The following is a 20,606-nucleotide window of genomic DNA, read 5'->3' on the forward strand; positions in this document are numbered from 1 at the left end:
CTTCACCCGCCTGACTTGGGCACCAGCAAGGGAATGATCCGATCGGTCTTGGCGATGGCAGGCCTGCCGGCCGCACCATAGGGAATGCCCAGCGCGTCCCAGGTCTCGACCAGCGCATCCTGCAATTCGGCGATCAGCGCGTCCGAATGGAACGGCGTCGGCGTGATGCGCAGCCGCTCGGTGCCGCGCGGCACCGTCGGATAGTTGATCGGCTGGATGTAGATGCCGTGCACGCCGAGCAGGCGGTCGCTCGCCATCTTGCAAAGTTCGGGGTCGCCGACCAGCACCGGCACGATATGGGTGGCCGATTCCATCACCGGCAAGCCCGCCGCGGCAAGCACCTGCTTGGTGCGTGTCGCTTGGCGCTGCTGCGCCTCGCGCTCGGCCTGCGAGCGCTTCAGATGCCGGATCGACGTGGTGGCGGCCGCCGCGATCGCCGGCGGCAGCGCGGTGGTGAAGATGAAGCCCGGAGCGTAGGAGCGCACGGCGTCGATCACCGCGCTCGTGCCGGTGATATATCCGCCCAGCGTGCCGAAGGCCTTGGCCAGAGTGCCCTCGATGATGTCGATGCGGTCGGCCAGGCCTTCGCGTTCGGTGATGCCGCCGCCGCGCGCGCCGTACATGCCGACGGCATGGACCTCGTCGATATAGGTCATGGCGTTGTAGCGCTCGGCCAGCTCGACGATCTGTTTGATCGGGGCGATGTCGCCGTCCATCGAATAGACGCTTTCGAACACGATCAGCTTGGCGCGCTCGCGCCCGGCGGCCTGCAAGAGGCTTTCCAGATGCGCGACGTCGTTGTGGCGGAAGATCTTCTTTTCGGCGCCCGAGCGGCGCACGCCTTCGATCATCGAGGCATGGTTGAGCTCGTCCGAGATGATCAGGCAGTTGGGCAAGAGCCTGGCGATGGTCGAGATCGAGGCTTCGTTGGAGACGAAGCCGGAGGTGAACACAAGGGCTGCTTCCTTGTCATGCAGGTCGGCCAGCTCATGCTCGAGCTCGACCAGCCGGTTGGACGTGCCGGAAATGTTGCGGGTGCCGCCGGCGCCCGACCCCATCTTGCCGGCGGCGTTCTGGAAGGCGGCGATGACGTCCGCGTTCTGGCCCATGCCGAGATAGTCGTTGGAGCACCATACGGTGATTTCCTGGGCGCGGCCGTTGGAACGCCATATGGCGCGCGGGAACTTGCCCACGATGCGCTCGAGGTCGGCGAAGACGCGGTAGCGGCGCTCGGCATGGAGCTGGTCGATCGCATCCTCGAAGAACCGCTGGTAGTTCATGTCGACTTCCCAATTTTAGGCCGGATCATAGTCACAGCCCCATGCCGCGTCCACCGGGCCCAACCGGTCAAAATGCCACGCCTTGGCCCTGTTCCTAACGACGCCGGATCGTGGCCTATTCCCGGGGGTGTGAACCAGATTTGTTTCGATACGATGCCTCGGGCGGGAGGAACTGTTACGGACTTAACATTCGGGAGGGTAAAGGGCTTGCGGCGGGGTTTCCAGCAAGGCAGCTGTTGAGACAGTTTCCTTTAAATCTTGATCAGCGAGGGAAAAAGATGACGGTTTTGGTGACGGGCGGTGCCGGCTATATCGGCAGCCACATGGTCTGGGAGCTTCTCGACGCCGGCGACAGCGTGGTGGTTCTCGACCGGCTTTCCACCGGCTTCGAATGGGCGGTGGCGCCGGAAGCGAAGCTCGTCGTCGGCGATGTCGCCGACCGGGAGCTTGTCGGCCAAATCATCCGCGACAACAAGGTCGACGCCATCATCCACTTCGCCGGCTCGATCGTGGTGCCGGAATCGGTCGCCGATCCGCTTGCCTATTACGAGAACAACACCAGCAAGACCCGCACGCTGATCGAAACCGCCGTGCGCGAAGGCGTGCCGCACTTCATCTTCTCCTCCACCGCCGCCGTCTATGGCGGAGCCGGCCTGGAGCCGGTGCGCGAGGATGCCCGCCTGGCGCCGGAATCGCCCTATGGCCTTTCCAAGCTGATGAGCGAATGGATGCTGCGCGACGCGGCGCTTGCGCACGACATCCGCTATACGGCGCTGCGCTATTTCAACGTCGCCGGCGCCGATCCCAAGGGCCGCACGGGACAGTCGACGCCGGGCGCTACGCATCTGATCAAGGTCGCCTGCGAGACCGCGCTCGGCAAGCGCCCCTTCATGCAGGTCTTCGGCAACGACTATCCGACCCCGGACGGCACCTGCATGCGCGATTACATCCATGTCAGCGACCTTGCCGCGGCGCACCGGCTGGCGCTGCAGCGGCTGCGCGACGGGGGGAAGAGCCTCGTCGCGAATTGCGGCTACAGCCACGGCTATTCCGTGCTCGAGGTGATCGACAGCGTGCGTCGCGCCTTCGGCCATGACTTCGATGTCCGCATGGGCGACCGCCGGCCCGGCGATGCCGCCGCGGTGGTCGCCAATTCCGAGCTTGCCCGCAAGGAGCTCGGCTGGACGCCGCAGCGCGACGATCTCGACCTGATCGTCAACGACGCGCTGGCGTGGGAGCGCATTCTCACGACCAAGAACTCCGTTCGAAACTGAGCTGTTGGGCCAAGGGCTCGCAGCGTGCGTTCTTACGCGCTATTGAGGCACATTCGGGCGGCGCGCAAAGGGGCCGCCCGCATGATCCTCGAGGGACGGCATGAAAATCCTGGTTCTTGGCGCCGGCGTGGTTGGCACGGCGGCCGCCTACTATCTGGCTAAAGACGGTCACGAGGTGACTGTGGTCGAGCGCCATGACGCGGCGGCGCGCGGCACCAGCCAGTCGAACGCCGGCCTGGTGTCGCCGGGCGACGCCACCGCCTGGGCCTCGCCCGCGGCGCTGAAGACCTTCCTGCGCGCGCTCTGGAACCACGACCTCGGCATCAAGGTCAGGCTGCGCCTCGATCCTTATTTTTATGCCTGGAGCCTGCGTTTCCTACGCGAATGCACGGTCAAGCGGCTGCGCGCCAACACCGACATCAAGCTGAGGCTGGCGCTCCATTCGCGCGATTGCATCAACGCGCTGTCGGAGGCGACCGGCATTAGTTACGACGAGCGCAAGCGAGGCATTCTCTACTTCTTTCGCTCGCAGAAGAGCCTCGACACCGGCACCGACAATTACCGCTATCTGGCCGAGCACGGCCTGCCGATCGAGATCGTCGGCCGCGAGCGTCTGGTCGAGCTGGAGCCCGGCCTTGCCGGCGTGAAGGACAAGATCGCCGGCGGCATCTACTCCCCGATCGACCAGACCGGCGATTCCAAGCAGTTCACCGATAAGCTCGCCGCCTATGCGGCCGAAGAGCTCGGCGTCAAATTCCTGTTCGGCACGACGGTCGAAGGTCTCGACATCGAGGGCGATCGGGTACGCGCGGTGATGACCTCGGCTGGTCCGATTGCCGGCGACGCCATCGTCATCTCCCTGGGGCCGGAAAGCGGGCTGCTCGGCCGCCGCTATGGCATCGACCTGCCGGTTTATCCGGTGAAGGGTTATACCGCGACCATTCCGCTCGAGGACGAGAGCAAGGGGCCGACCATGGGCGGCGCCGACGAGGACCGGCTGATCGGCTACTCCAGACTGGGCAACCGCCTGCGCATGTCCTCGACGGCCGAGTTCACCGGCTTCGACCGCAGCTTCAAGCCACGCGATTTCAGAACCATCCTGGACACCGGCAAGGACCTTTTCCCGGGCGCCTTCGACGAGAAGAAGGCGGTGCTGTGGGCCGGGCTGAGGCCGATGATGCCGAACTCGGTTCCCGTCATCGGCCAGGCGAAATACCGCAACCTCTATCTAGACACCGGCCACGGCCATGTCGGCTGGACGATGGCCTGCGGATCCGGACAATTCCTGGCCGACGTCGTTGCCGGCCGCAAGCCGCAGATCGATCCGCAGGGTTTGCTTTATGGGACAGCGCGCTGACGTATCTAGGCGCTGGCAGCTTGCTGCCACGCCGCCGCGTATTCGCCCCAACTGCGTTCGGTCGGCGGCTCGGTCCATTCGCCCTTGCTCATTGCAGGCGCGCCGTCAGCAGCCAGCAGCGCGGCGCCGATGCTGGTTCCGGTCGACGTCTCCGATGCAACGACCGGCCTTTCCGTCGCCGCCGCCAGCATGCTGATGAAAAGCGGGTTACGCGCGAAAGGTCCTTCGACGGTCGTCGCTCCGTCGCCACCGATCAGTTCCAGGCAGGTAGCGGTCATCAGCGCCAGATAGAACGAGATGGCCGCAATGCGTTGGCCGGGGCTTAAGTTCTCGGCGTTGACCCACTGTGCGTCGCGATGCGGAAAGGGTCCGGAACCCAGCTGTGTCGAAGGCAGCAGCAGTACCTGCCGTGCCAGCACGGCCGCAACATCGTCATCGATCCATTCCTGCGGCTGGCCATCGGTCAGCAGCGAGAATTCGCGCCCGCCCATGAAGCGAGCCGAAGGCACGGGATCGCCGAGCGCATTGACGTTGACCAGCGTGTCGCGCGCCGGATCGAGTACCACCCTCCTGCCGCCCACCGCCATCGACACCACCCAGGTGCCGGTCGAGACGACGGAGAAGGGCGGACTATCGGCCAGCAGATGCGGCAGCAGCGAGGCGTTGGAATCGTGGAGGCCGCAGAACACGGGCGTTCGCGGGGCGAGCCCTGTCCGCCGCGCAATCGCCGGCAGTATGGGTCCGAGCCGGTCTTTCGCCGGCCGCACCGGCGCCATCAGGCGGCGCCAGCCCATCCTGTCGACCAGCGACGAGTAATCGGACGTCCAGGGGCTCCACAGATCGGTGTGGCAGCCCAGCGACGTGACTTCGTTGGCGGCGACGCCGGTCAGCCGCAGCGCCCAATATTGCGGATACATCAGCATCGCGGCGGTCCTGGCGAAGTCCGCCGGGAACCGCTGCTGCTGCCAGAAGAACTGCGCGCCGAGATTGAGGCCGAGCGGCAGCCGCGGCGTGCCGGTCTCGGCGAAAGGCGGGCGGACCGCGTCATAGTCCGCGGCGAGCCGGTCGGGCCCGTCAAATTCATAGTCGAGCACCGGCAGCGCCAGTTCGCCGGACGCGTCGACCAGTGTGCCGGTCGCGCCATGCGTGGTGATCGATATGGCGTCGATTCGCCGTTCGCTGTTGAGATGGGCCAGGCTGTTGAGGATGAACGTCCACAGCGCCTCGACATCGTGATGCGGGTAGGGGGCCTGCTTGACCGGCGTGTTCGCCGTTCGGCGCAGCGCGACCTCGCTCCGCGTCGCGAGATCGACCAGCGCCACCTTGGCGTTGGTCTTGCCGATGTCGATGACGGCGATGGTACGAAGCGCGCTCATTCCATATGGAACATGGTTTCCAGCGGCACCGCCACCGGCTCGTTGTCGGCCTTCGTCTCCATGACGTCGGCCATATGCGCCCACCAGCTCTGCATCACCGGATGTCGCGGCAGATCGGCCATGCTGTGGTCGTCTCGCCGCCACAGCACGCCGAACAGGATGTTGGTCTCCTCGTCGAGATGGATCGAATAATCGGAGACGCCGGCCTGCTTCAAAAGCGCGACAAGCGACGGCCAGATCTCGTCGTGGCGGCGCTTGTATTCGGCCTTCATGCCGGGATTTAGCTTCATCTTGAAGGCGTATTTCTCCATCAGGCGAAGCGTCCTTCGCGCAGCCGCCGCCAGACGATCGGCAGCGCGATGACGATGATCAGCAACAAACCGATGAAGATCGACATGACGATGCCGGGAACGTTGAGCAGGCCGAGGCCGAACGTCACCAGCCCCATGATGAAGGCGGCGAGCACGACGCCCAGAATGCTGCCGGCGCCGCCGAGGATCGAGACGCCGCCCAGCACCACCATGGTGATGGCTTCGAGCTCGTAACCCTGCGCGATCGACGGCCTTGTCGAGCCGAGCCGGGAAGTGATGAGCACCGAGGCGATGCCCGACATCAGCCCGGTCAGGCAAAACAGGATGAATTTGATGCGGTCGACGCGCACGCCGGAGAACTGGCAGGCGACGGGATTGTTGCCGATGGCGAAGACCCGGCGGCCAAAACTCGTGCGGTGCAGCACGAACCAGTAGATGAGCGCCGCGCCGAGGAACAGCGCCAGCTCGAACGAGAAAACCCACCAGACATAGCCCTGGCCGAAGAAGGCGAAGCTTTCCGGATAGCCCTTGTAGGCCTGGTCGCCGAGGATGATGAAGGCAATGCCGCGGAACAGGCTCATCGTGCCGATGGTGACGACGATGGAAGGCAGGCCAAGGCGGGTGACGAGCAGCCCGTTGAAGGCGCCGCAGCCGAGGCCGACGACGATGCCGATCAGTGCGAGCAAAGGCGTGCCCGCTCCGGCCTGCACCGCCATGCCCATCATCGTCGAGGCGAGCGCCACGATCGCCGCGACCGACAGGTCGATTTCGCCGGAGATGATCAAGAGCGCCATCGCGAGCGCGATCAAGCCCTTTTCGGTGAAGTTGAACGTCAGGTCCGACAGCGACCACGGATCGAGGAAATAGGGCGAGGCGAAACTGTTTACGATGAAGATGGCGGAAGCGATGACGACCAGCAGCGCCTCCCAGGAGAAGATCGCTGACGAGAGCGGCTTGTCCAGCCGGTCGGGGATGTGGCGCGGGGCAGGGGTGTCGGTCATGCCGCTTCCGCCTTTCTCAGGATGATGCGGCCCTGCCGGCGTTCGCCGCGTGCGTTGAGCACCACGGCCAGGATGATGGCGCTGCCCGAGATCGCCATCTGCCAGAAGGGCGAGATGTTGATGACCGGCAGCGCGTTGGAGATGATGCCGAGGAACAGCGCGCCGAGCACCGCGCCGCCGACCGAGCCGATGCCGCCGGCGATCGAGATGCCGCCGATGACGCAGGCGGCGATGATGTTGAGTTCATAGCCGTTGGCCACCTCGACCGAGGCGATCACATAGCGCGAGATCCACAGATAGCCGGCGAGCCCGCCGATCATGCCGGAGATGCAAAAGACCATGAACTTGGTGCGGCCGACATCGATGCCGGCATAGACCGAGGCGGTCGGGTTGACGCCGATGGCGTGGATCGAGCGGCCGATCGCGGTGCGCGTCATGGCCAGGAAGAACAGCGCGATGACAATGATCGCGATCCAGGACAGCACCGGCAGACCGAGGAAGGCCGCGCGCTGGAAATTGATGAAGCCGGGGCTCATCTGGTCGGCATTGACCCAGGCGCCGCCGGAGACGACGAAGGTCGCGCCGCGATAGATGGTAAGTGTGCCGAGCGTCACCACGATCGACGGGATGTTCAGCCGCCACACCAAAAAGCCGTTGATGGCGCCGAGCACCAGCCCGACGGCGAGAGCGATCACGATCAGCAGCGGAATCGGGATCGCCGGATGCGCGGCGTTGAGCATGGCCACCACCATGCCGGTGAAGCACAGGTTGGACGCCATCGACAGGTCGATCGAACGCGTCAGGATCACCACCATCTGTCCCAGCGCCAGGATCATCAGGATCGAGGTGTCGTTGAACACCTGGCGCAGATTGGCCGGCTCGGCGAAGCCGGGGAAGCGGGTGGAAATCAGGCCGATCAGCAGGACGATACCGGCAAGCAGCCAGATCTCGCGATATTTGAGGAAGGTCTTCATGCCACGATCCCCGCTGCCGTCCTGACCAGCGTTTCAGCGTCAAGGCCCTTGTTGTCGTAGGTCGCCGCGATCCGGCCCTCGCGCATGACCACGACGCGGTCGGACATACCGAGAATTTCGGGCAGTTCGGACGACACCATGATCACCGAAAGCCCCTGCGCGACCAGTTCGGCCATGAAGCCGTGCACGGCGGCCTTGGAGCCGATGTCGATGCCCTTGGTCGGCTCGTCGAGGATGATCACCTTGGGCGTGGTCGCCAGCCATTTGGCGATGACCACCTTCTGCTGGTTGCCGCCGGAAAGTGTGCCGACATCCTGGCTGAGCGAGGAGGCGCGCAGGTCGAGACGCTCGGTGTAGGAGCGGGCGAGCGAGAACTCTTCCACCAGCCTCAGCACGCCGGACTTGGAGGTGCGCGCCAGTGAAGGGAGAGAAACGTTCTGGAAGATCGGCAGGCCGATCACCACGCCCTGCTTGCCGCGTTCTTCCGGCACATAGACGATGCCGGCCTCGATCGAATCCGCCGCCGATCTCGGCGCGATCATCCGGCCGTCGAGCGAGATGGTGCCTCGGCTCGTTCGGGTGATGCCGGCGATCGCCTGCATCACCTCGCTGCGCCCGGCGCCGACGAGGCCGTAGAAGCCGAGGATCTCACCCTTGCGCAATTCGAAGCCGATATCGTCGAACTCGGTCGGATGCGACAGGCCGGAGACCGACAGCACCGGCGCGCCGATCTTCGGCTCGCGTTGCGGAAAAATGTGGTCGACGTTGCGGCCGACCATCATGCGCACGATCGCGTTCTGGCCGGTGTCTTTCAGCAGGCCTTCGCCCACCATCTCGCCGTCGCGGAAGACGGTGTAGCGGTCGGCGATGCGGTAGATCTCGTCGAACTTGTGGCTGATGAACAGCACCGCTTTGCCTTCGTTCTTCAGGAATTCGATCAGGAGGAAAAGCTCCTCGATCTCCTTCATCGAAAGAGCGGCGGTCGGTTCGTCCATGATGACGATGCGCGCATCGATCGACATCGCGCGGGCTACGGCCACGAGGTGCTTGTTGGCGATGCCGAGGTCCTTCAACCGCGCATCGGCGTCGATATGGCCGGCGCGCATCGTTTCCAGCACCTCGCGCGCGTTCTTGCGCATGGTGCGCCAGTCGATGGTGCCGAAGCGGGTGCGTGGCGCATGGCCGAGGAAGATGTTTTCGGCGACCGACAGATCGTCGAACAGCACGGTTTCCTGATGGATGGCGGTGATGCCGTGGCCGAAGGCGGCATGCGCGCTGGGCAGCGTGGTCACCTCGCCGTCTATGCCGATCTCGCCTGAGTCGGGTTGATAGATGCCGGTCATGATCTTGACCAGCGTCGACTTGCCGGCGCCGTTCTCGCCGATCAACGCAGTGACCTGTCCCGGATAGAGCGACAGGCTGACATTGTGCAGCGCGCGGACGCCCGGAAAACTCTTGGAAATGCCCGACAGCGTCAGGCGGGGAGAGGCGCTCGCAGCCGGGCCCGAGCGAAGGGACGGCTGCGTCTCCACTTTGCGCTGGGCTGTCGTGTCCATATCCGTATCAGGCCCTGAGAGGTCCGTTTGAAGATGCGGCGGGACAATTGTCCCGCCGCATGAGCTTGAAGTCGACCAGGATCAGTAGATCTTGGAGAACTTCTCGATGTTGGTCTTGTCGAACTGGAAGGGCGGAGCCATCGCGGCCGAGTTGGTGTCGTCGAGCGTCACCTTGCCGACGCGTCCGATCGAGAGCGTAGCACCGGGCTTCGCCTCTTCCTTCTTCACCGCCAGGTCGTGGGCGAGGTAGATCGCCGAGTAGCCGAGGTCGATCGGGTTCCACAGCGCGACCGCCTGGCTGGCGCCGTTGTCGATGAACTTCTTGAACTCCGACGGCAGCGCGAGGCCGGTGACATTGACCTTGCCGATCAGGTTCTCGTCGGTGACGACCTGCGCCGCAGCGACGACGCCGACGGTGGTCGGCGCGATGATAGCCTTGAGGTTCGGGTAGGACTTCAACAGGCCCTTGGCTTCGTCGGTGCTCTTGGCCGAGTCGTCATCGCCATAGACGGTTGCGACCAGCTTGATCTTCGGGAACTTTTCCGGCAGCACCTTCTTGGCCGCTTCGATCCAGGCGTTCTGGTTGGTCGCGGTCGAGGAGGCCGAGAGGATCGCGACCTCGCCGCCTTCCGGCAGGTAGTCGGCGGCGAGCTTGATGATGGTCTCGCCGATCAGGCCGGTATCGGACGGGTTGAGGTGAAGCTGGCGGCCTTCCTTGGCGACGCCGGAGTCCCACGAGATGACGGTGATGCCGCGCTCCATGGCTTTCTTCAGCACCGGCACCAGCGCGTCGGCGTCATTGGCCGAAACGGCTATCGCATTGACCTTCTGCGCGATCAGCGAATTGATCACCTCGATCTGCGCTTCGGCGGTAGCCTTGGTCGGGCCGGTATAGATGACGTCGACATCGCCCAGTTCCTTGGCCGCTTCCTCGGCGCCCTTGTTGGCGGCGTCGAAGAAGCCGTTGCCGAGCGACTTCACCACCAGCGCGATCTTGACGTTCTCGGCATAGGCGGCATTCACGAACATGGCGGCGGAAAAGGCCGCCGTAACCAGCAGTTTCTTCAAAAAGCTCATCGAATATCCTCCCTTGAGCGTTGCATTCCATCGCCGCTGCGGGCGTGAGTTTTTCCTCAGGCCTGCAGTGAAGATTCTTCCTTGTCGCTTGACTGTTTGCGGGCGACGATCAGCGCCACGCCCCCTGTTTCGAGCATCTTGGCCTCGCGGTCCTCGATGCCGTCGTCGGTGATCACGGTTGCGATGCGCGACAGCCCGCACAGGATCAGGCTGGAGCGCTTGCGGAATTTCGAGGAATCGACCAGCACCACCAGTTCGTCGGCCTGGTCGATCAGCTTCTGCTCGGCCTGGATCAGCAGCGGATCGCCCTCCATCAGCCCGAGCGGCCCCAGGCCTTGCGCGCCCATGAACATGCGGCGCGCGTAGAAGTTGCGCGTCACGTCATTGTCGAAGGGCGACAGGATGATGTTCTGCTCGCGATAGATCGTGCCGCCCGACAGCATCACCGTGTTCTTCGAGTGCTTGAGCAGATGCTCGGCGATCGGGAAGGAATTGGTGAAGATCGGCATGCGGCGCCCGGTCAGGAAATGCACCATCTGGAAGGTGGTGGTGCCGCCATTGATAATGATCGGCTCGCCGTCCATGCAAAGGTTCACCGCCTCGCGGGCGATCGCCCGCTTCTGCGCGGCGTTCAGCGTCTCGTTGACCGAGAAGGGCCGGCCGGCAAGGCCGATGAACTGCGGCGGCGAGATCGCCTCGGCGCCGCCACGCACCCGGCGCAAGCGTTTTTGCACATGCAGCGCCGCGATGTCGCGCCGGATCGTCGCCTCGGAGGAATCGGTCAGCTCGACCATCTCCTGCACCGTCACCACAGGCTTTTCCTGGACGGCGGACAGAATGATCCTGTGGCGTTCTTTTTCGTGCATGGTTCCTCCCTGCCTGAGCATCAGGCCCCAGAAAACGCGCAGTGTCAATCATTTCCGATCATATAATTTCATTGTGCAGTGCAATATGATCGATATTGATCGTTTGTGATTGACAAGCAAGCCGCTTGCGTAGACATTCCGCACGACAAATGAGGAACGCAAGGTTCGCGCTCCAAGGGAGGATACCTATGCTCGACAAGCGCTCCGGCTCGCGCCTCGCCAATCTGTGGGACGATGCAAAAGCCGAAGGAATGAGCGGTCCCGAGCTTCTGGTCTATCGCTCGAACACTCTGGGATCCGACAAGCGCGTCACCAACTATGGCGGCGGCAACACCTCGTCCAAGGTCTGGCAAAAGGACCCGCTGACCGGCGAGGATGTCGAGGTGTTGTGGGTCAAAGGCTCGGGCGGCGACAGCGCCTCGATCAAGCTGGATGGTTTCGCCACCCTCTATATGGACAAGCTGCGCGCGCTGAAGGGCCTCTATCGCGGGCTCGAGCACGAAGACGAGATGGTGGGCTATCTGCCCCACTGCACCTTCAACCTCAATCCTCGCGCGGCCTCGATCGACACTCCGCTCCACGCCTTCGTGCCGAAGGCTTGCGTCGACCACATGCATCCCGACGCCATCATCGCGGTCGCAGCCGCCAAGGATTCGAAGGCAATAACCGAGGAGATCTTTGGCGATGCCATCGGCTGGTTGCCGTGGAAGCGGCCGGGCTTCGAGCTTGGCATGTGGTTGGAGAAATTCTGCCTGGAAAACCCCGACGCCAAGGGCGTCGTGCTCGAAAGCCATGGGCTGTTCACCTGGGGCGACACGCCGAAGGAATGCTACGAGACTACGATCTCGGTGATCAATCAAGCGATCGACTGGTTCGAGCGTAAGTCTGAGGGCAAGGCGATCTTCGGCGGCGAGGTGGTGAAGGCGCTCGACGCGCCGACGCGCCGTGCCATCGCCGCCAAGCTGATGCCGAGGATCCGCGGCCTGATCTCCGAGAAGAGTCACAAGCTCGGCCATTTCGATGACCAGCCGGCGGTGCTCGAATTCGTCAATTCGAAGGACCTCCGCCCGCTGGCGGCACTGGGCACGTCCTGCCCCGACCATTTCCTGCGAACCAAGATCCGGCCGCTGGTGATCGAGTTCGACCCGGCAAAGCCCGATGTCGACGCCGTCATCGCGCGCCTAGCCGACGACATTTTTGCTTATCGCGTCGGCTACCAGGCTTATTACGACAGCTGCAAGCACCCGGATTCGCCCGCCATCCGCGACCCCAATGCCGTGGTCTACTTGATGCCCGGCGTCGGCATGTTCACCTTCGCCGGCGACAAGGCGACCGCCCGCATCTCCGGCGAGTTCTACGTCAACGCCATCAATGTCATGCGCGGCGCCTCGACGGTGTCCTCCTATGTCGGCCTGCCGGCGCAGGAGGCCTTCGACATCGAGTATTGGCTGTTGGAGGAAGCTAAGCTCCAGCGTCTGCCGAAGCCGAAGGCGCTGGCCGGCCAAATCGCGCTGGTTACCGGCGGCGCCGGCGGCATCGGCCGCGCCACCGCCAACCGCTTGCTGCGCGAAGGCGCCTGCGTGGTGCTGGCCGACATCGACGAGGCGGCGCTGGCCAGCGCCAATGAGGAGCTGTCGAAGGCCTTCGGAAAGGACTTCGTCCGACCGGTGCGGATCGACGTCACCTCGGAGGACCAGGTGGTCTCCGGCTTTGCCGAAACGTCGGTCGAATTCGGCGGCATCGACATCCTGGTCTCCAATGCCGGCCTGGCGTCCTCGGCGCCGATCGAGGACACGACGCTGGCGTTGTGGAGCAAGAACATGGATATCCTGTCCACCGGCTATTTCCTGGTTTCGCGCGAGGCTTTCCGGCTGTTTCGCGCGCAGAAGATCGGCGGCAACGTCGTCTTCGTCGCTTCCAAGAACGGCCTCGCCGCTTCGCCGAATGCCTCTGCCTATTGCACGGCCAAGGCTGCCGAAATCCATCTTGCCCGCTGCCTGGCGCTGGAGGGCGCGGAAGCGCAGATCAGGGTCAACGTGGTCAATCCGGACGCCGTGCTGCGCGGCTCCAAGATCTGGACCGGCGAGTGGAAGGAACAGCGCGCCGCCGCCTACAAGATGTCGACCGACGATCTGGAAGAGCATTACCGCTCGCGCTCGATGCTGAAGCGTTCGGTGTTCCCCGAGGACATTGCCGAGGCGATCTACTTCTTCGCCTCCGACATGTCGGCCAAGTCGACCGGCAACATCGTCAACGTCGACGCCGGCAACGCGCAAAGCTTTACGCGCTAAGCTTCCTTCTCCCCGTCAACGGGGAGTTGAGGAGTGGTCCGCGTAGCGGACGGAAAGCCAATTGCTTGGCTTTTCGAAAGACGAAAGCCGGCAGGCGGATGAGGGGCAGACCGCCGAACGCATTCTTGGGAGGAATACCAGTGTCCGAAACCATCATTTCCGCTGACCTCGTCGCCAGCCACAACACCGCGCGCAAGGCCGACCTCGAGCGCGACTACGCCTCGCTCGGCGAACGCCTCGACCGCCGCGGCATCGCCATCGACGCGATCCGCGACAAGGTGGAAAAATTCGGCGTGGCGATCCCGTCCTGGGGCGTCGGCACCGGCGGCACGCGTTTTGCCCGCTTTCCCGGTCCCGGCGAGCCGCGCGACATTTTCGACAAGATCGAGGACTGCGCCGTCATCAGCCAACTGACGCAGGCGACGCCGACTGTTTCGCTGCACATACCGTGGGACAAGGCCGATCCGAACCGGCTGAAGCAGGCGGCGTCCCGCTTCGGCCTCGGCTTCGACGCTATGAACTCCAATACTTTCTCCGACGCCAAGGACCAGGAACGCTCCTACAAGTTCGGCTCGCTGTCGCATGCCGATGCCGGCACGCGCCGGCAGGCGGTCGAGCACAATCTCGAATGCATCGAGATCGGCAGGACGCTCGGCTCGAAGGCGCTGACGGTGTGGATCGGCGATGGTTCGAACTTCCCCGGCCAGGTCAATTTCGCAAAAGCCTTCGAGCGTTATCTCGACGCCATGAAAGAGATCTATGCCGGCCTGCCGGGCGACTGGCGACTGTTCACCGAGCACAAGATGTACGAGCCGGCCTTCTACTCGACGGTCGTGCAGGACTGGGGCACCAACTACATCATCGCCAAGGAACTCGGCGACAAGGCTTTCTGCCTCGTCGACCTCGGCCATCACGCGCCCAACGTCAACATCGAGATGATCGTGTCGCGGCTGATCCAGTTCGGCAAGCTCGGCGGCTTCCATTTCAACGATTCCAAATATGGCGACGATGATCTCGATGCCGGCTCGATCGATCCCTATCGGCTGTTCCTCGTCTTCAACGAACTGGTCGATGCCGAGCTGTCCGGCGCCAGGGGCTTGCATCCCGCGCATATGCTCGACCAGAGCCACAACGTCACCGATCCGATCGAAAGCCTGATGCTGTCGGCCGTCGAGGTGCAGCGCGCCTATGCGCAGGCGCTACTGGTCGATCGCAAGGCGCTCGAAGGTTTCCAGGAAGCCAATGACGCGCTGATGGCGACGCAGACGCTGAAGGCGGCCTATCGCACCGACGTCGAGCCGATCCTGGCGATGGCGCGGCTGCGGACCGGCGGCGCCATCGATCCTGTCGCCGTCTACCGCGCTGCCGGTTATCGGGCGAAGGTCGCGGCGGAGCGACCGGCGGTCGCCAGTGGCGGTGGCGGCATCGTTTGAGGCGGAGCCGCTTGATAATTCAATTGTTATTGGACTAACCCGCTTCGAGGGTCTTTCCTGGGCGAACCCAACGCCAGGAGCACCGCCATGCCCTTGACCCGTCGGACGCTGATTGGCGTCACCCTTTCGCTTGCAATTTCCTTCACGCCATCCGTGGCTGCTTTTGCCGCTTCGCCGGCGCCGGCCAAGGGCGAGCACGGCATGGTGGTGACCGCTCAGCATCTCGCCACCGAGGTCGGCGTCGAGGTGCTGAAGAAGGGCGGCAACGCGGTCGATGCCGCGGCTGCCGTCGGCTATGCGCTGGCCGTGGTCTATCCCAATGCTGGCAATATCGGCGGCGGCGGTTTCATGACGGTGCGCATGAAGGACGGCCGCACGACCTTCATCGATTTCCGCGAGCGCGCGCCGTTGGCCGCCACCAAGACCATGTATCTCGATAAGGACGGTAATCCGGTGAAAGGCGCCAGTCTCGACGGCTACCTCGCCGTCGGCGTGCCGGGCTCGGTCGCCGGCTTCGAGCTGGCGCGCGCGAAATACGGCACGCTCTCGCGCCAGGACTTGATCGCGCCGGCGATTGCCTACGCCAAGGATGGCTTTGTCCTCAATCAGGGCGATGCCGCCTCCTTCGCGGGCAGCGCCGACCGGCTGGCGAAGGATCCGGCCGCCGCCGCCATCTTCCTGAAAAAGGACGGCAAGCCTTACGGCATTGGCGAGAAGCTCGTTCAGCCGGACCTCGCCGCCTCGCTCTCGGCAATTTCCGAGAAAGGTCCGGACGCTTTCTACAAGGGCGCTATCGCCGATGCCATCGTCAAGGCAAGCGGCGCGAAAGGCGGCATCCTCACCAAGGGCGATTTCGAGCAATATGCGGTGCGCGAGCTGAAGCCGGTGACCTGCTCCTATCGTGGCTACGAGATTATCTCGTCGCCGCCGCCGAGCTCAGGCGGCGTCATCATCTGCGAGATTCTCAACGTGCTCGAAGGCTATCCGCTGTCCTATCTCGGCGCCGGCTCGGCCGAGACGATCCATGTCATGGTCGAAGCCATGCGCCACGCTTATGTCGACCGCAATTCGGCGCTCGGCGATCCGGATTTCATCGACAATCCGGTCTCGAAACTGCTCGACAAAGCCTATGCCAAGGACATCCGCGACAAGATCGACCCGTTCCGCGCCGGCGTGTCGAAAGATCTGATGCCGAAGGGTTTTGACGAGTCGGAGGAAACTACCCACTATTCGATCATCGACAATGACGGCAACGCGGTGGCGGTCACCTATACGCTGAATGGCTCCTTCGGCGCCGGCGTCGTGGCCGAGGGCACCGGCATCCTGCTCAACAACGAGATGGACGATTTCACCCAGAAGCCCGGCGTGCCGAACCTCTATGGGCTGGTTCAGGGCGAGGCCAACGCCATCCAGCCCAGGAAGACACCATTATCCTCGATGAGCCCCACGATCGTGACCAGGGACGGCAAGCCGTTCATGGTTATCGGAAGTCCGGGCGGCCCGCGTATCATCACCATCACGCTGGAGGCGATCGTCAATGTCATCGACCACGGCATGGACATCCAGCAGGCGATTGACGCGCCGCGCATTCATCATCAATGGCTTCCGGATACGGTCTATGTCGAGCCGTTCGCGCTGTCGCCGGACACGCAGAAGCTGCTTGCCGGCATGGGTTATCATCTCGACTTGAGTGACGAAACCTGGGGGCAGGCGGCCGGCATCCTGGTTGGCGGCAAGAGCCTTGGCGAAATCGAAAAGGGGGGCGGCGCACGCTATAGCGGCGCCATCGACAGCCGCGCGGCGGCCGGCGAGGCCCTCGGATACTGATCGAGTAGAGCAATTCCAGGAAAAACGTGAAACGGTTTTCCACCCGGAATTGCGTAAAAACAAAGAGATAGGGCGGCTCGCCGTTGCCGTGAAACGGTGAACCGCTCTAGACAACCAGCGTGATGGTCGAGGCGATCAACATCACTGCGGCGATGGCGACGAACAGCGCATAGATGCGCGGTCGGTCGAGCAGCAGCGCATTGCCGGAAATCCAGGCCGAAGTGGCGCCGCCGAGCGCGAACAGGAAACCGTTGCGGTGGCCGAAAGACATGGAGGCGGCCATCAGGCCGCCGATGATCAGCGCGCCGAAGACGATGATGACGGCGACCGCGTATTTCTCGAAATCATTGCCGCCGCCCATCGCCGGCCCGATCGCATTGAGATTGGGCAGGTCGTCCGGATCGAAAGGACTGGCCGAGCCGTATTCGTCTTGACCGAGGGATTCGCGCATCATTCGTTCTCCGCTGAGCGGCAACAAACCATCAACGCCTGCCGAGCGCAACCCGGCAACGGCCTTGCGGCGATGCGTTCGCCGCCCGGCTGGTGCCGACCTGCCACGGTTTACCGGCAGGGCTAAACGGCTGAAGGTCCGCCATAGTTCCACGGCCTTGATCTATCTGGAAAAATCGCTGCGCACGATGCCGTGCCGCTGCAGCTTATCGTAGAAGGTCTTGCGCGGAATGCCGAGCGCTTCGATCGTGCGCCGGACGTCGCCCTTATTGCGACCAAGTGTCTCGCGGATGATCTCGGCCTCGTAGCGATCGAGCCGTTCCGGCAACGGCATGGCGGCATTGCTGACAACTGCCGCCGGGGAAGACGCTTCGGCAGTGTCCTCCAGCCCAAGCACGAAGCGTTCGGCGAAATGGGCGAGCTCGCGCACATTGCCCGGCCAGTCATGGTCCCGCAGATGCCGCTGGACCACGGCGGACGTGGCCGGCACCGCGCGCCGGAAGCGGGCGGCGGCGCGCTCGGCGAAATAGCCGAACAGCAGCGGCACGTCGTCGCGCCTTTCGCGCAACGGCGGGATCGAAAGCGTGACCACATTGAGCCGGTAATAGAGGTCCTCGCGGAAATTGCCGCGCTGGCTTGCGTCGCCGAGATCGACCTTAGCAGCGGCGACGACGCGCAGATCGACTGGCCGGACCTCATTGGTGCCGAGCGGCGTCACCTCGCGCATCTCGAGCACGCGCAGCATCTGCACCTGCGTCGAGGCCGGCATGCTTTCGATCTCGTCGAGGAACAGCGTGCCGCCGCTGGAATGCTCGATGCGGCCGACGCGCTTCTTCTGCGCGCCGGTGAAGGCGCCTGCCTCATGGCCGAACAGCTCGCTTTCGATAACCGTCTCGGGCAGCGTGCCGCAGTTGAGCGCGACGAAATTGCCCTTGGCGCGACGGCTCCAGCGGTGCAGCAGGCCGGCCACCACCTCCTTGCCCGAGCCGGTCTCGCCGGTCACCAACACGTCGACGTCGGTGTCGGCGATCTGCCTCAGCGTGCGGCGCAGCCGCTCCATGGCCGGCGTCTGGCCGATCAGCGGCAGCCCTTCCTGCGCCTGCTCGGCCGCTTCGCGCAAGGCGCGGTTTTCCATCACCAGCCGGCGTTTTTCGGCGGCACGGACAACACTTTGCGCCAGCCTGTCGGCGGCGAAAGGCTTGGTGATGAAGTCGTAGGCGCCGTCCTTGATCGCCTTGACCGCCATCGCGATGTCACCATGGCCGGTGACGAGGATGACCGGAATGTCGGCATCGAGCCGCAGCACGCGGTCGAAAAGCTGCAGCCCGTCGATCTCCGGCATGCGGATGTCCGAAACCACCACGCCGCCAAAATTCCTGTCGAGCGCCGCCAGCGCTTCCCTCGCCACCGAGAAGGCCAGCACGTCGAAGCCGGCGAGTTCCAGCGTCTGCTTCGTCGCCTTCAACAGATCGCCGTCGTCATCGATCAGCATCACCGGTGCGGGATCGTCCTTCGTCATGGAGCACCCGCTTTCGACAGATGGATGGTGAAACGCGAACCCAGGCCGCTGCTCGCCACCTCGATGCGGCCGCCATAATCGGCGACGATGTCCTTGGAGATGACGAGGCCGAGTCCCAAGCCTTTTTCCTTCGAGGTGTTGAAAGGCGTGAACAGGGATTTCAGGATCGCGGGCGGGATACCCGGGCCGTTGTCGGAAACGATCAGCGCCACGTCCTCGGCGGTTTCTGCAGCCGACACCTCGACCCGCGCATCGGCGCGGCCCTCGAGCGCCTCGAGCGCGTTCTGAAAAAGGTTGATCAGCACCTGTTCCAGCCGCAGCCGGTTGCCCATTACTTTGAGCGCCGGCGGCGGCAGCGTGATTGCCAAGGCATCCAGCCGGCCGGCGAAGCGGCTCCTGAGCAGCACGACGGCGCCCTCGATGACGCTGCGCAACTCGACCGGCTCGGCCGCCGTGCGGCCCTTGCGGGCGAAGGCTTTCAGCTCTTCGGTGATGGAGCCGATGCGCTCGGTCAGCGCGGCGATGGCGCCAAGATTCTCCTCCGCCGGCGCGCTCTGCTTGCGCTCCAGAAAGACCCGCGCATTGTCGGCATAGGCGCGGATCGTCGCCACCGGCTGGTTGATCTCATGCGCGACGCCGGCGGCGACCTGGCCAAGCGTCGCCAGCCGGTTGGCCTGCACCAGCTCCTGCTGCATGACCTGCAGCCTAGCCTCGGTGCTGCGATGGTCGGCGATCTCGGCCTGCAGCCGGTCGCGCGCCAGGCTCAGATCCTGCGTGCGCTCGACGACGCGGCGCTCGAGCTCGGCGCGAGCTGCCTGTTCGGCGGCGATCCGCATTTGACCCGATTGCCTGCGCCACAGCAGATAGGCTGCCAAAGCGATCAACGGAACGACCACGCCGAGCGTCAGGAGCCGCATTTCGCGTTGCGCGGCGGCGATCGGTGCTTCGGCCGGAACGAGATAATCGAGCCGCCAGGCTGTCGACGGCACCGCGGTCGACAGCCTTAGATATTCCGCCCCGCCACTGCCCGGCGTAATCGCATGCACAAGCGCGACGTCGGCGCTCAATGCCTGCTGCCTCGTGATCGGCAGGGGCACCAGCGGCGCCTCGCCGAACTGCTGAGTGGCGCGGATTTCCGCCAGAACCGGCTGGCTAAGCGGCGCCGTGGTCAGGAAGCGCCAGGAAGGCACGCTGGTGACCAGCACCACGCCATGCTCATCGCTGACATAGGCGGGGCGGTTCGCCTCGTGCCAGTCGGCCTCGAGCTGGTCGAACTCCATCTTGACCACGACGACGCCGAGCGGTCCCGAAACGCCGTCGACGCGGCGCGAAATGTAGAGGCCCGGACGTTTGCTGACATTGCCGAGCGCGAAATATTCGGCCGTGCCGGAGCCCATCGCGCCCGAGAAATAGGCCCGAAAACCATAGTCGTTGCCGACGAAGCTCACCGGCTCGCGCCAATTGCTGGAGGCTATCGCCAAGCCGTCGGTGCCGGTGACATAGAGCACCGAGGCCTTGGTGCCCGACACCAGCCCTTCGAGCTTGCGGTTGAGGACGTCGATCGAAGCGGGGCTGCGCTGCGTCAGCGCGTCATGCACCTGCTGGTCCGCGGACAAGAGCAGCGGCAGCGCGCGCGGATTTTCGAGCACCGCGCGCAGCAGCGCGACCTTGAGATTAGCGTCGGTGCGGCCCTGCGCCGCCAGCGCCTGGATCTCGATCGAGCGGCCGTAGAGCCCGGCGCCGTAAAGCGCCGCCGCGATGATTGCCAGGGCCACAGCCGCGAACAGCAGCCAGGCGCGCCGCGCACGCCCGGTCAGCAGTTCGGGCGTCGAGGAGAGGGCAGCAGCCGGGCGTTGCAGCATGGCGCATTTGTGCATGATTTCGCACAAAGCACAATTCGGCCTATGCGGATAGTCGCACCAATGCGCTCAATAGCGCGCGTTGCGACCCGGAAAAAGATAGCAAAATCAATGAGGCGAGCCGCCGGACGTAATCTGGCACGCGTGTTGCAAAT

General features: G+C 64.2%; 16 protein-coding genes. 5 read left to right on the forward strand and 11 right to left on the reverse strand.

Features of this window, described 5'->3' with window-relative positions; genetic code table 11:
* Positions 1 to 2 precede the first annotated feature (2 nt).
* On the reverse strand, positions 3 to 1,280 hold the full coding sequence (hemA, locus tag F3H96_RS03500) for a 5-aminolevulinate synthase (RefSeq protein WP_149790522.1): 1,278 nt from the start codon (positions 1,278 to 1,280) through the stop codon (positions 3 to 5).
* Between the two features lie 278 nt (positions 1,281 to 1,558).
* On the opposite strand from hemA, the gene galE reads away from it, so the two are divergent.
* Complete coding sequence (gene galE / locus F3H96_RS03505; protein WP_149790523.1) at positions 1,559 to 2,554, forward strand: UDP-glucose 4-epimerase GalE; 996 nt, start codon at positions 1,559 to 1,561, stop codon at positions 2,552 to 2,554.
* 100 nt (positions 2,555 to 2,654) lie between these two features.
* Complete coding sequence (locus tag F3H96_RS03510; RefSeq protein WP_149790524.1) at positions 2,655 to 3,911, forward strand: D-amino acid dehydrogenase; 1,257 nt, start codon at positions 2,655 to 2,657, stop codon at positions 3,909 to 3,911.
* A gap of 5 nt (positions 3,912 to 3,916) precedes the next feature.
* On the opposite strand, the gene F3H96_RS03515 is transcribed toward F3H96_RS03510, so the two are convergent.
* The 7 genes from F3H96_RS03515 to F3H96_RS03545 all read right to left on the reverse strand — a co-directional run bounded on the left by F3H96_RS03515 (position 3,917) and on the right by F3H96_RS03545 (position 11,072).
* A complete protein-coding gene (locus tag F3H96_RS03515) occupies positions 3,917 to 5,287 on the reverse strand; it encodes an FGGY-family carbohydrate kinase (RefSeq protein ID WP_149790525.1) in 1,371 nt (456 codons plus the stop codon).
* Positions 5,284 to 5,598, reverse strand: a complete 315-nt coding sequence (gene rhaM, locus F3H96_RS03520; protein WP_188131265.1) for an L-rhamnose mutarotase — start codon at positions 5,596 to 5,598, stop codon at positions 5,284 to 5,286. The genes F3H96_RS03515 and rhaM overlap by 4 nt, the downstream gene beginning before the upstream one ends.
* Complete coding sequence (locus F3H96_RS03525) at positions 5,598 to 6,599, reverse strand: ABC transporter permease (protein WP_149790526.1); 1,002 nt, start codon at positions 6,597 to 6,599, stop codon at positions 5,598 to 5,600. The genes rhaM and F3H96_RS03525 overlap by 1 nt, the downstream gene beginning before the upstream one ends.
* On the reverse strand, positions 6,596 to 7,573 hold the full coding sequence (locus F3H96_RS03530; RefSeq protein ID WP_149790527.1) for an ABC transporter permease: 978 nt from the start codon (positions 7,571 to 7,573) through the stop codon (positions 6,596 to 6,598). Before F3H96_RS03530 ends, F3H96_RS03525 begins: the two co-directional genes overlap by 4 nt.
* Entirely contained in the window at positions 7,570 to 9,129 is a 1,560-nt protein-coding gene (locus F3H96_RS03535; protein WP_149790528.1) for a sugar ABC transporter ATP-binding protein, read from the reverse strand. The genes F3H96_RS03530 and F3H96_RS03535 overlap by 4 nt, the downstream gene beginning before the upstream one ends.
* A gap of 81 nt (positions 9,130 to 9,210) precedes the next feature.
* Entirely contained in the window at positions 9,211 to 10,206 is a 996-nt protein-coding gene (gene rhaS, locus F3H96_RS03540) for a rhamnose ABC transporter substrate-binding protein (protein ID WP_149790529.1), read from the reverse strand.
* Between the two features lie 56 nt (positions 10,207 to 10,262).
* Positions 10,263 to 11,072 carry a DeoR/GlpR family DNA-binding transcription regulator gene (locus F3H96_RS03545; protein ID WP_149790530.1) on the reverse strand — a complete coding sequence of 270 codons (810 nt, stop codon included), beginning with the start codon at positions 11,070 to 11,072 and terminating at the stop codon, positions 10,263 to 10,265.
* 188 nt (positions 11,073 to 11,260) lie between these two features.
* On the opposite strand from F3H96_RS03545, the gene F3H96_RS03550 reads away from it, so the two are divergent.
* The 3 genes from F3H96_RS03550 (at position 11,261) to ggt (ending at position 16,623) form a co-directional block, all read left to right on the forward strand.
* A complete protein-coding gene (locus F3H96_RS03550; protein ID WP_149790531.1) occupies positions 11,261 to 13,363 on the forward strand; it encodes a bifunctional rhamnulose-1-phosphate aldolase/short-chain dehydrogenase in 2,103 nt (700 codons plus the stop codon).
* 98 nt (positions 13,364 to 13,461) lie between these two features.
* Positions 13,462 to 14,796 (forward strand): L-rhamnose catabolism isomerase, encoded by a 1,335-nt coding sequence (gene rhaI, locus F3H96_RS03555; RefSeq protein ID WP_149790532.1) that lies wholly within the window; start codon positions 13,462 to 13,464, stop codon positions 14,794 to 14,796.
* An 87-nt stretch (positions 14,797 to 14,883) separates the two neighbouring features.
* Complete coding sequence (gene ggt / locus F3H96_RS03560; RefSeq protein ID WP_149790533.1) at positions 14,884 to 16,623, forward strand: gamma-glutamyltransferase; 1,740 nt, start codon at positions 14,884 to 14,886, stop codon at positions 16,621 to 16,623.
* A gap of 106 nt (positions 16,624 to 16,729) precedes the next feature.
* Here the strand turns inward: ggt and F3H96_RS03565 are convergent, their stop codons facing one another.
* The 3 genes from F3H96_RS03565 to F3H96_RS03575 form a co-directional block, all read right to left on the reverse strand.
* Positions 16,730 to 17,077 (reverse strand): hypothetical protein, encoded by a 348-nt coding sequence (locus F3H96_RS03565; protein ID WP_244619882.1) that lies wholly within the window; start codon positions 17,075 to 17,077, stop codon positions 16,730 to 16,732.
* Positions 17,078 to 17,236: 159 nt separating this feature from the next.
* A complete protein-coding gene (locus F3H96_RS03570) occupies positions 17,237 to 18,592 on the reverse strand; it encodes a sigma-54 dependent transcriptional regulator (RefSeq protein WP_149790534.1) in 1,356 nt (451 codons plus the stop codon).
* Positions 18,589 to 20,454 carry an ATP-binding protein gene (locus F3H96_RS03575; protein WP_149790535.1) on the reverse strand — a complete coding sequence of 622 codons (1,866 nt, stop codon included), beginning with the start codon at positions 20,452 to 20,454 and terminating at the stop codon, positions 18,589 to 18,591. The genes F3H96_RS03570 and F3H96_RS03575 overlap by 4 nt, the downstream gene beginning before the upstream one ends.
* Between the last annotated feature and the right edge of the window lie 152 nt (positions 20,455 to 20,606).

Origin of the sequence: Mesorhizobium sp. NFR06 (assembly GCF_900115245.1) — a bacterium.
Classification (GTDB): domain Bacteria; phylum Pseudomonadota; class Alphaproteobacteria; order Rhizobiales; family Rhizobiaceae; genus Mesorhizobium.

Excerpts from the sequence above, each read along its gene's own strand:
- hemA (WP_149790522.1), bottom strand. The coding sequence starts at position 1,280 with ATGAACTACCAGCGGTTCTTCGAGGATGCGATCGACCAGCTCCATGCC.
- galE (WP_149790523.1), top strand. The coding sequence starts at position 1,559 with ATGACGGTTTTGGTGACGGGCGGTGCCGGCTATATCGGCAGCCACATG.
- F3H96_RS03510 (WP_149790524.1), top strand. The coding sequence starts at position 2,655 with ATGAAAATCCTGGTTCTTGGCGCCGGCGTGGTTGGCACGGCGGCCGCC.
- F3H96_RS03515 (WP_149790525.1), bottom strand. The coding sequence starts at position 5,287 with ATGAGCGCGCTTCGTACCATCGCCGTCATCGACATCGGCAAGACCAAC.
- rhaM (WP_188131265.1), bottom strand. The coding sequence starts at position 5,598 with ATGGAGAAATACGCCTTCAAGATGAAGCTAAATCCCGGCATGAAGGCC.
- F3H96_RS03525 (WP_149790526.1), bottom strand. The coding sequence starts at position 6,599 with ATGACCGACACCCCTGCCCCGCGCCACATCCCCGACCGGCTGGACAAG.
- F3H96_RS03530 (WP_149790527.1), bottom strand. The coding sequence starts at position 7,573 with ATGAAGACCTTCCTCAAATATCGCGAGATCTGGCTGCTTGCCGGTATC.
- F3H96_RS03535 (WP_149790528.1), bottom strand. The coding sequence starts at position 9,129 with ATGGACACGACAGCCCAGCGCAAAGTGGAGACGCAGCCGTCCCTTCGC.
- rhaS (WP_149790529.1), bottom strand. The coding sequence starts at position 10,206 with ATGAGCTTTTTGAAGAAACTGCTGGTTACGGCGGCCTTTTCCGCCGCC.
- F3H96_RS03545 (WP_149790530.1), bottom strand. The coding sequence starts at position 11,072 with ATGCACGAAAAAGAACGCCACAGGATCATTCTGTCCGCCGTCCAGGAA.
- F3H96_RS03550 (WP_149790531.1), top strand. The coding sequence starts at position 11,261 with ATGCTCGACAAGCGCTCCGGCTCGCGCCTCGCCAATCTGTGGGACGAT.
- rhaI (WP_149790532.1), top strand. The coding sequence starts at position 13,462 with ATGAGGGGCAGACCGCCGAACGCATTCTTGGGAGGAATACCAGTGTCC.
- ggt (WP_149790533.1), top strand. The coding sequence starts at position 14,884 with ATGCCCTTGACCCGTCGGACGCTGATTGGCGTCACCCTTTCGCTTGCA.
- F3H96_RS03565 (WP_244619882.1), bottom strand. The coding sequence starts at position 17,077 with ATGATGCGCGAATCCCTCGGTCAAGACGAATACGGCTCGGCCAGTCCT.
- F3H96_RS03570 (WP_149790534.1), bottom strand. The coding sequence starts at position 18,592 with ATGACGAAGGACGATCCCGCACCGGTGATGCTGATCGATGACGACGGC.
- F3H96_RS03575 (WP_149790535.1), bottom strand. The coding sequence starts at position 20,454 with ATGCTGCAACGCCCGGCTGCTGCCCTCTCCTCGACGCCCGAACTGCTG.